Source organism: Ruegeria sp. YKSF070, assembly GCF_059612725.1.
Genome location: NZ_JBXWRD010000053.1, coordinates 18,051 through 27,522 on the forward strand (window position 1 = coordinate 18,051; position 9,472 = coordinate 27,522).

5 protein-coding genes are annotated in these 9,472 nt (G+C 56.0%); 4 read left to right on the forward strand and 1 reads right to left on the reverse strand.

Going from position 1 to position 9,472, the window contains the following annotated elements; genetic code table 11:
* The first annotated feature begins 98 nt into the window (after nucleotides 1-98).
* The 3 genes from AC2FL1_RS19765 to AC2FL1_RS19775 are packed head-to-tail and all read left to right on the forward strand — an operon-like array spanning nucleotide 99 to nucleotide 5,001.
* On the forward strand, nucleotides 99-1,481 hold the full coding sequence (locus tag AC2FL1_RS19765; RefSeq protein WP_496830552.1) for a TolC family protein: 1,383 nt from the start codon (nucleotides 99-101) through the stop codon (nucleotides 1,479-1,481).
* Nucleotides 1,478-3,679, forward strand: a complete 2,202-nt coding sequence (locus tag AC2FL1_RS19770) for a type I secretion system permease/ATPase (RefSeq protein WP_496878054.1) — start codon at nucleotides 1,478-1,480, stop codon at nucleotides 3,677-3,679. Before AC2FL1_RS19765 ends, AC2FL1_RS19770 begins: the two co-directional genes overlap by 4 nt.
* Nucleotides 3,679-5,001: an HlyD family type I secretion periplasmic adaptor subunit gene (locus tag AC2FL1_RS19775; RefSeq protein ID WP_496830556.1), complete on the forward strand. Its 1,323-nt coding sequence runs from the start codon at nucleotides 3,679-3,681 to the stop codon at nucleotides 4,999-5,001. The genes AC2FL1_RS19770 and AC2FL1_RS19775 overlap by 1 nt, the downstream gene beginning before the upstream one ends.
* A gap of 2 nt (nucleotides 5,002-5,003) precedes the next feature.
* On the opposite strand, the gene AC2FL1_RS19780 is transcribed toward AC2FL1_RS19775, so the two are convergent.
* The gene (locus tag AC2FL1_RS19780; RefSeq protein WP_496878055.1) at nucleotides 5,004-7,223 is read right to left on the reverse strand and encodes a CHASE2 domain-containing protein; all 2,220 of its coding nucleotides are present in this window, start codon (nucleotides 7,221-7,223) and stop codon (nucleotides 5,004-5,006) included.
* Nucleotides 7,224-7,452: 229 nt separating this feature from the next.
* Between AC2FL1_RS19780 and AC2FL1_RS19785 the strand changes: the two genes are divergently transcribed.
* Nucleotides 7,453-9,472 (forward strand): tandem-95 repeat protein (locus AC2FL1_RS19785; RefSeq protein ID WP_496878056.1); only part of this gene is annotated, 2,020 nt, incomplete at its 3' end.

The window sequence follows — 9,472 nt, forward strand, 5'->3', positions numbered from 1 at the left end:
GGTCTGGATCGCAGTCTTTCTGCCCGCCGACACCGGATTTGAGATGCTAAATGTTAATTTTTATGTATCTTTGGTGGATGTGAATAGGGACGACTTTGATGATACGTACCATTTTTTCCGCATTAATCCTATCTTTCATGCTTGTCGAAAGCATTCCCTCTGCAGCCGCGCACGAATTGAGGAAATCGGTTCAGGTTGCGCTGTCTTCGAACCCGACGATCAAGGCGCATGATGCCGCTGTCCGAACCGCCGCGCTTGAACTGCTTGAGATGCGCGGGACATATCTTCCAACGGTTTCCGTTTTCGCGGGCTTGGGGCCGGAATACGTGGATGATCCAAACGGGCTGTCTGTTGTCGACAATGCACGAACAAAGACATCAAGAGAGATCGGCCTGGTAGCGAGTCTTCCTCTTTTTGACGGATACAAAAGGGCTAATACCGTTTTCACCCGCGCCGCTCAATTGGACCGAACCATGTTCGAATATCTTGATGCCTCGGAAACGATGGCACTGTTAGTCGTGCAGGCCCACATGGACATTGTGCGCAACCAGAATATCCTAGCGACAGCCAACGATCACCTCGATCGCCATCTGGATATCGCCCGACGTGTTACAGAACAGGTTTCGGGTGGAAAGCTTCCGCTTAGCGACCAGTTGCAAGTGGAAAGCCGGGTCGAGACACTGCGCATCACCATCAGCGAGATTTCGAACGAGTTGGAGATGTCCCGCTCTCGCTACAGAGAACTGGTAGGGACACCGAACGTACCTGGATTGAATGCTGCGGGTCTTCCAAGTTTGCCGCCGAGCCTTGACGCCCTTATTGCATCCAGTGTCCAGAACAATTTCCGAGTCAAGCAGGCTCAGGCAAATGTCGATGTCAGGAGGTTTGAAAAGTTTACCAACGAAGCGGAATATTTGCCGAAGGTGAACCTGAGGGCTGGCGCCTCGGTCGGGGCAGATCTCGACGGTGCGAGCGGCAACGAAAATCGCTCGTTCATCAGTATCGACCTCGACTGGAAACTCTTCAATGGCGGGCGCGCCGAACGCAGGGCAGCGTTGCTAGAACGTCAGAATGAAGCCCTGTATCTTCGGATGGCCACCATGCGTGAAGTGCAGCAAATTGCCGAAAACGCTTGGTCAAGTTATCAGTCTAGCCAGAGAATAGCGACAATCGCCGCCAAGCAGGTGGCCCTAAACAATGACCTGGTTGAGCAATACACGCTGGAATTCCAGCTGAACACGCGCAGCCTGCTTGACCTGCTCATTGGCGAGACCGAGTTGTTCCGATCTCGCATCGAGTTGATCAACGCAAAAGCGGGAGCCACCTTCAACGCCTATCGCATGCTCGCGGCGCAAAGCAGGCTAGCCCAGTATTTTGGCATCGACAGTACGGGAGAAGCACTGCTGCTGGCAGTACAGGCGAACGAGTCGCAAAAACCTTTTGACGTCATTGATCGGGCGGTGCCGATCATGAAGAGATGAATGAGAATACAAGCAGGGACGAGGCCCTTGACGCCGAAGACGCTAAAAGCCCGTCCCATGGAGCAAGCGAACAAACGAGTTTGCGGCTGCTGCAATGGTTCGCCGAGTTTTACGTACGGCCATTCACTCCGACTGCTGTCATGTCTAGACTTCCTGCTGGCGCAAACCTCGACGACCCCGAAGATCTGGAATTGGCTCTGGCAACCCTTGGGTTCCGAACGCGATTACATCGTACCAAGCTCCGTCATCTCGACCCGGTCGTATTGCCATGCATAGCCTTCGACCTCCGCAACAAGCCACTGATAATAAACACGATAGACAGCAAGAACCGAACTGTGACCACTCGGCAGCCAGGTTCGGAAACTAATGAAACCCAAACTCTGCGAATAATCGAAGGGCGCATTAAACCTGATCTTCTGCTGGTCACTCCGCAGGAAGATGAGAACGCTCCCTACCGCGCGACCTACGCCGACGATACGCAAGCACCCGGCTCATCTTGGTTCTGGAGGCCTGTGCGCCGGAACTGGCGGGGCTGGCTCCATGTCACGATCGCCACTTTGCTGATAAACCTGATGGGGTTGGCGCTCCCGCTGTTTGTCATGAACGTCTATGATCGCGTGATCCCCACATATTCGACCATCACCCTTTGGACGCTGGCCGCTGGGGTCTGCATCGCGATCGGCCTGGACCTGTTGCTGCGCCAGATCAGGACCAGCCTTCTGGAACAGATCAGTCGGCGCGTTGATATGCAAATCGCATCAGATCTGTTTCGTCAGGTCATGAACATTCGGCTGACAGCACGACAGATCGGCGCTGCCGGACTGGCGTCACTGGTTCGGGAGTATGAATCGATCAGGGAACTGTTTGCTTCTGCATCCTTTATCGCTGCGGTCGATTTCTTGTTCGTCGGCGTCTTTATCGGGACGCTCTTTCTTATCGTGGGACCGCTGGCCTACGTGCCGCTATTTGCGATTTTCATTACCCTGACAGCTGCTGTTTTGGCGCAAATCCCGCTGGCACGCGCGGCGAAATCATCAATCGAAGTGGAATCCCGTCGTATGGGTCTACTGTCCGAAGCGTTGTCCGGCGTGACCACGATCAAGACGCTGAATGCCGAACATATAATGCAGCGGTATTGGGAGGAAGCGGTTGCGGCCTCCACCCGTTTGAGAAGCTATTCGCGCATCTGGGCCAATTTCACCCAAAGCGTGACCATCGCGACTCAGCAGTTGACCAGCGTCGGGATCATCCTTTGGGGCGTCTACCTTGTTATCGAAGGCGACGTAACCATCGGCGGGCTGATTGCCGCCAACATTCTGTCCGCGCGCGCATTGGCGCCTCTTGCGGCCATTGCTCAGACCATCTTCAGGCTGCAATACACGCGCAAATCAATGCACGCCCTTGACAGCCTAATGGCCGCCCCTGTCGAACGGAGCGCAGTGGTGCGATCGAACCTGCGAGTTCGCAAGGGAGCGATTAACCTAAGAGACGTTACCTTCAGCTATCCAGGCAGTAGCGTAACCGCCCTGAACGGGCTCAGTCTCGTCATCTCCCCAAGTGAAAGAGTCGCGGTTTTGGGGCGGGTTGGCTCGGGCAAGTCGACCTTGGGCATGATGCTGTCGGGTCTGATAGTGCCTGACTCTGGCACGTTACTGATCGACAACCATAATCTGAGCCAGTTCGACCCATCAGAGCTGCGTGAAGGGATCGGGTATCTGCCCCAGACCTGCGAATTCTTAACCGGAACTCTCCGCGACAACCTGCTGACCGGTCGACCGAACAGCAGCCAGTCCGAAATCGAACGGGCGCTCTATCTTTCCGGGCTCGACGAATTCGTTTCTGCGACCCCGGAAGGGCTGGAGTTGAACATCGGAGACCGGGGCATGCGGCTGTCTGGTGGACAGATGCAAGCCCTCTCCCTGGCGCGTCTTTTGTTGCGCCAGCCAAAGCTTCTTTTCCTCGATGAACCGACAAATGCAATGGATCAGGAGATGGAAATGAGGGTGTGCCGCCGGCTGAGCGAAGACCTGGACCGGGCGACAGGATTGATTCTGTGTACGCACCGACAACCGGTTGCAGCCGTCGCCGACCGATTTGTCGTTCTGGACAAAGGCAAAATCGTGCTTGACGGTCCCCGCGAGCAGGTCTTGACCTCGCTACGCGGTGGCACGGCACCCGAACAGCGGGCGGATGCGTAATGTTTGGACAGCGCATCGAAGCAACCTACACAAACCGACCCAACTCGATGGGACAAAGGGCCGGTAGCGCACTATCGCGTCGGCTGCTGCTTCTGATCGCTGCAGCAGTCGGCGTATTCCTCTATTGGGCCAACTCAAGCGAGATCGAGGAATACACACGCAGCGATGGCCAGGTGATCCCGTCGAGTAAGGTCCAGATTGTTCAGAGCCTGGAAGGTGGGATCGTGCAAAGCATCGACGTTTCCGAGGGGGACATGGTCCAGAAGGGTGATGTGCTCATGCAGATTGATGATACCCGTTTTTCTTCCGAGATGGGCGAACTGAAGCAGCGCCACAGCGCCCTGACGGCGGAACGGTTCCGTCTCGTCGCCGAGTCGAACATGGCGGATGATCTGGCATTCCCGGAGGACCTGGTCAGCGCGAACCCCCGGGCCACCAGAGCGGAACAGGAACTGTTCTTCATCCGCAAGCAACAATTAGCGCGCGAGTTGGATGTCTTGTACGACCGGCTCTCGCAACGGCAAAGCGAACTTGCCGAGTTGGAAGCGCAGCAACTAAAACGGAACAAAATGGTCGAACCCCTAAGGGAGGAGGTGGAGTTGGCCACCAACATGACGCGCTCTGGCGTCTTTCCCAAGATCGAACTGTTGCGTCTGAACTCGCAATTGGCGGCACTAGAGGGTGACCTGGCGATAGGCGAGGCGACCAAAGTACGGCTCCGGTCAGCGATTACTCAAGCCAGATCCGAAATCGAGGTGGCACGTTCCGGATACCTGTTGACCGCGCGGCAGCGGATGGCGCAGTTGCAGCTAGAGCTCTCCGTTGTCGAGGAAACCCTTCGTGCCGCCAGTGACAGGGTCGCCCGAACCATGATAAGAGCGCCACTACGCGGCACGGTGAACGCACTGTCGATAAACACGCCCGGCGCCGTGGTCGCTCCCGGCCAACCGCTTGCCGAAATCGTTCCTGCCGACGATGGCCTGATCATCGAAGCCTACCTGCGACCAACCGATGTCGCGTTTGTGAAACCTATGGCCGAGGTCTCGATCAAGATTACGGCATACGACTACCTGATCTACGGTTCCTTGACGGGTCGCGTCGCGCGGATCGGTGCAGACACCATCACCGCGGACGACGGCGCGGAGTTTTTCAAGGTAGTCGTGGAAACAGACCAGAGTTACCTTGGGTCCGCAAACGATCCATTGCCTATTTCTCCAGGAATGGTTGCCAAAGTCGACATCCTCACAGGCAGGAGAACCGTGATGGATTATCTGCTCAAGCCGATACGGCGAGCCCAATATGAGGCCATGCGAGAACGCTGAGGTTACTTTTCCAAAGCATCGTAGACCCCACCCCAATCGGGATCTTCCGGCAACTTGGCCAGCCGTGCAGAGCGTTTTTTGAACAGAACGCAATAATCCTGCAGGTCCAGATCTAGGCAGGCAGCCTGGCGTTCCAGTTCCGCGATGAGTTCCAGTGCTTTCTGCCATTGCCCTGTGCGATAGGCAGCCAGCATGTCGACACCAACTTCGGACAACGCCTTGAACCCATCTGTGCCTGCCAGTCGCTCCCCCCCCATCACACCATATATCCGTTCCGGTTCTGTCTTGCCTTTGACCCGAATAAGGTCGAGTTCAAGCAACGCGAACTCGCCATCGACGATCTGGGCAGTTCTCTCGCCGATGATGATCGACATTCCGTAACGCTTCGTCTGTCCCTCTAGGCGGGACGCCACGTTCACCGTATCCCCCAGCGCCGTATAGTCGAAGCGGCTGCGGCTTCCCATATTCCCGACGAAGCAGGGACCTGTATTTACCGCTACTCCGATCTGGATTGGATGATGCGCGGTGCCTGGAACGCTGGACTCCATCCTGCTTCGGTTGAACTCATCCACGGCACGGACCATTTCCAGAGCGGCATGACAACTGGCGCGTGGATGATCCTTCGCCTCTAGCGGTGCGTTCCAGAAGGCCATCACTGCGTCCCCCATGAACTTGTCGATCGTGCCTCCGGAGTTCAAAATCGGTTCGGACATCACCGTGAGAAGCTCGTTCATCAACTTGGTAAGTCCCTGGGGGTCATCGCGGAACCCTTCCGACAACGTCGTGAATCCGCGCACATCGCTGAACAGGACGGAGAGGTCGCGGCGTTCTCCTCCCAGTTTTAGGGCGTCCATGCTGTCTGTCAGCTGCGCTACAAGAGCAGGCGTCACGTATTGACCAAAGGCGTTCCGGATACGGTTCCTGCGACGTTCTTCGCGCAGGTAGTTGGTGCTGGACATCAACATCACGGTCAGCATCGTCGCGGCGATCGGAAAGGTAGGATCGACCAACTCGCCGTGCCAAAAGAACATCAGATAGGCGTAGGTTCCATAGGCAGATACCAGCACCAGAGTGCTTATGATCAAGACACCGGCGTGCAGCATGGGCGCAAGCGCAATGACAAGAATGGTCAGCGCCGCCGCAGTTATCAGTTCCTTCCCGTCGGCGGTATTCTCGCGTTTCAGCAGTGTGCCCCCGAGGACGTTTTCGAGCAACTGCGCATGGATTTCGACCCCGGCCATCGGCACACCCAATGGTGTTGCGCGAAAATCCTCCAGACCAATGGCGGAAGTTCCGACCAGCACCAGATGCCCAGCCAAACGATTTTGCGGCACCCTGCCTTGCAGCAGGTTTGCGGCAGAGACGAAGCGGTTCGGATCTGAGGCCGAAAATCGCGTCCAGACCGTGCCATCGCCTTGGGTTCTGATCACCTGCCCCGCAACCACGACGCCATCTATCCCCGCATCGTTGGACCGAATGGCAAAGGCGTCGCCTCCCGTCGCGACACGCAAAAGCTCCAAAGAAAGACTGAGTCGCAACGCGCCCTCGACCATCATTACAATCGGGACACGTCGATAAATTCCATCCGCGTCGGGCAGAACTGTAAATACCCCGCGGCCCTGTGCGGCCTCGTTCAGGATTGGCAAGTTCTGAACCAGTTCTGGAAACTTCAGCAGGTAGGGTTTTGGATCCGGGCCGATGATCGCATGCGGGACTTTTTGTATGTCCCTCTCGACCTCGGAAGCTTGCAAGCCGCTCCGCACACTCGTTTCACCCAGCACAACGCGATTGCGGGAAAAAGACCGTGCAAGAACTGCGTCGTTGCTGGGTAGTTGCATCAGATGGGACCGAATTTCATTCGAAATGCTGGGGTTGTCGACCGCGACCGAACCTGGAGACAAACGGTCAGGCTCCGAAAATACTATGTCGAAGGCCATCGCGGCAGCACCCGCTTGAAACACCCGATCCGTCAGCTCCGCGATCGTCGTTCTTGGCCATGGCCACTGGCCGACTTCTTTCAGGCTACGGTCGTCTATGTCCAGAATTACAACTGGATATGGTGTAATCTCGCGGGGGTTCAGACGTTGGAACTGATCAAAGGCCTGCAAGCGCAACCGCTCGACGAAGATCGGGTCGACGATCCGCAACCATAAGAGAGCAAAGACGAGCAAGAACCCCGAGAGGCGGCCCCAACTGAATTTTCTCGCTCTCCAAAACGCCACGACCTTGATCTTCCGTTCTCTCCCGCTTGACGAAAGGCAGCGCCCCCCTGACTCTTGCCGAACGCTGTCTATTGTTCATCCTACGCATATTTTCTCGAGCCCAACAGAAAATTGAACGAATACTCCCCTCAAAAGCTCTTGTTTTTCCCCGATTATTGTTTCTCTTAGGCCGAATCGCGCGGTTATGTTAACCTTTTGAAACATATTTTCTTTGCAGCGGAGCTTGATCATGGTTCGAGCGACGGCGGAATTTGATATAAGTCCACAGCATTCCCTCGGGCAAATCTTGCATGCGGAAGACGGCCCGATATTTATGCCTGCCGACCTGAAACTTTTCACTGCTGACTTCGTCAAGGTCGGTACAGACTTGCACATTGTCGACACAGAAGGGCAGTCCCTTAGAGTCATTAATTATTTTTCCGAAGTTGACCCGCGCGACCTGATCTCCTTCGACGGTGGCGTTCTGCAAGGCGGGACCGTTCGCCTGTTGGCCGGCGCGGCCCTTGACTCCTTCGTGGCTCAAGTCGGCACCGCGCAAGGTTCCATACCCATCGGCCAGGTTGAACTGGTATCGGGCGGCGCACGGGTTCAACGGCTCGACGGGTCGGTGGATGATCTGAGCATCGGCACCAAGATCTATGCCAACGAAGTCCTGCTGACCGATAGCGATGGGCGCCTCTCCGTCACATTTGCCGACGGCACGATCTTTTCGCTTTCCGAATCGTCTCGCATGGTGATCGACGAACTCGTCTACGAACCCGAGGGAACCGACAACAGCGGAAAGTTCAACCTGATAAACGGAGGTTTCGTTTTCATAGCCGGACAGGTGGCCAAGACTGGAGACATGGATGTCACCACGCCGGCAGCGACCATGGGCATCCGCGGCACGAACGTGTCGGCCCTGCTTTCGAAAGTCGAGGAAGTCACGCGGCTGACAGTCGCGCTGAACTACGACCCGGACGGGCGGCTTGGAATAATCGACGTCTTTGATCTCAACAACAACCTGATCACAACCATCACAGCCACAGATACAGCGTGGCTCATCTCTTCGGTCGAAGGCATTGCAATGGAACTGCCCCGCGCCGTAGGTGATGAAGCTGAAGATACGGACCTTGTTGCCGATGCTCTGGCTGCCTTCGCGGCAGCCCAACAGCGCCTTCTCAACGGCGAAAACTACGTCGAGATCGGATCGCACAATTTCAACCTTACGCCGTCCGGTCCTCAGATCGATGACTTGAACCTACCCTCTGGACCAAATCAGGTTCCAGAAAACGACGACTTGAATTTTAATGACGATTCAAGAGGGAACGCTCCGTTTGATGAAGGCAGGCTCGCGCCTCAAATCGACAATGTCCGGGACCCTTTTCAAGCACCAGATCCTCAGGATCTGGTCGTAACGGGAAACGAGGATGCTGGAGACGACACCCCGATAGAAGGACGAATTTTATTTGACTCCGGATCGGTGCTCTTGGGAACTTTTTCGGTGCAAGCTTCGCCGGAACATGGTGCAGTCGTACTTTCAGTTGACGGATTTTTTACCTACACTCCAGAACCAAACTTTTTTGGCATCGACGCTTTTACTTACAATGTCGTTTCAAGCGGCGGAACAGTTCTCTCGGGCACAGTTACAATCAATGTGCTTGCCGTGAATGACGTACCGGATGTTGTTCCGGATCGGTTCACAATAGACGAAGACGGTACTGTCTCGGGCTCAGTTCTCATCAATGACAGCGACATAGACGGCGATGAACTCTTCGTAACCATTGCGACCACACCTGAGAACGGATCGCTGGATATCTCTCCGGACGGGTCGTTTTTGTATACACCGAACCCGAATTTTTTCGGCACTGACACCTTTGTTTATACAGTCTCGGACGGCAATGGCGGGTTTGCGTCCGGCGTCGTTAACGTCACCGTCACCCCGGTCAACGACGCCCCCGTCGCAGGTAACGACAGCGTCACCACCGCAGAGGACACCGCACTCACCTTCGATCCGCGTGTTAATGACATTGATGTCGACGGTAACCCGCTCTCCCTCACCTCAGTCACCCGGCCTGCCCATGGCAGCGTCGCGATCACACCCGACGGCAGCCTCATCTATACGCCCGACGCTGAGTTCCATGGAACCGACAGCTTCTCCTATACCGTTTCCGACGGCGAAGGCGGCACCGACGAGGGCACCCTCACCCTCACCGTCGCATCCGTCAACGATGCGCCGGTGGCGAACAGCCCGATCCCGGACCAGGCGG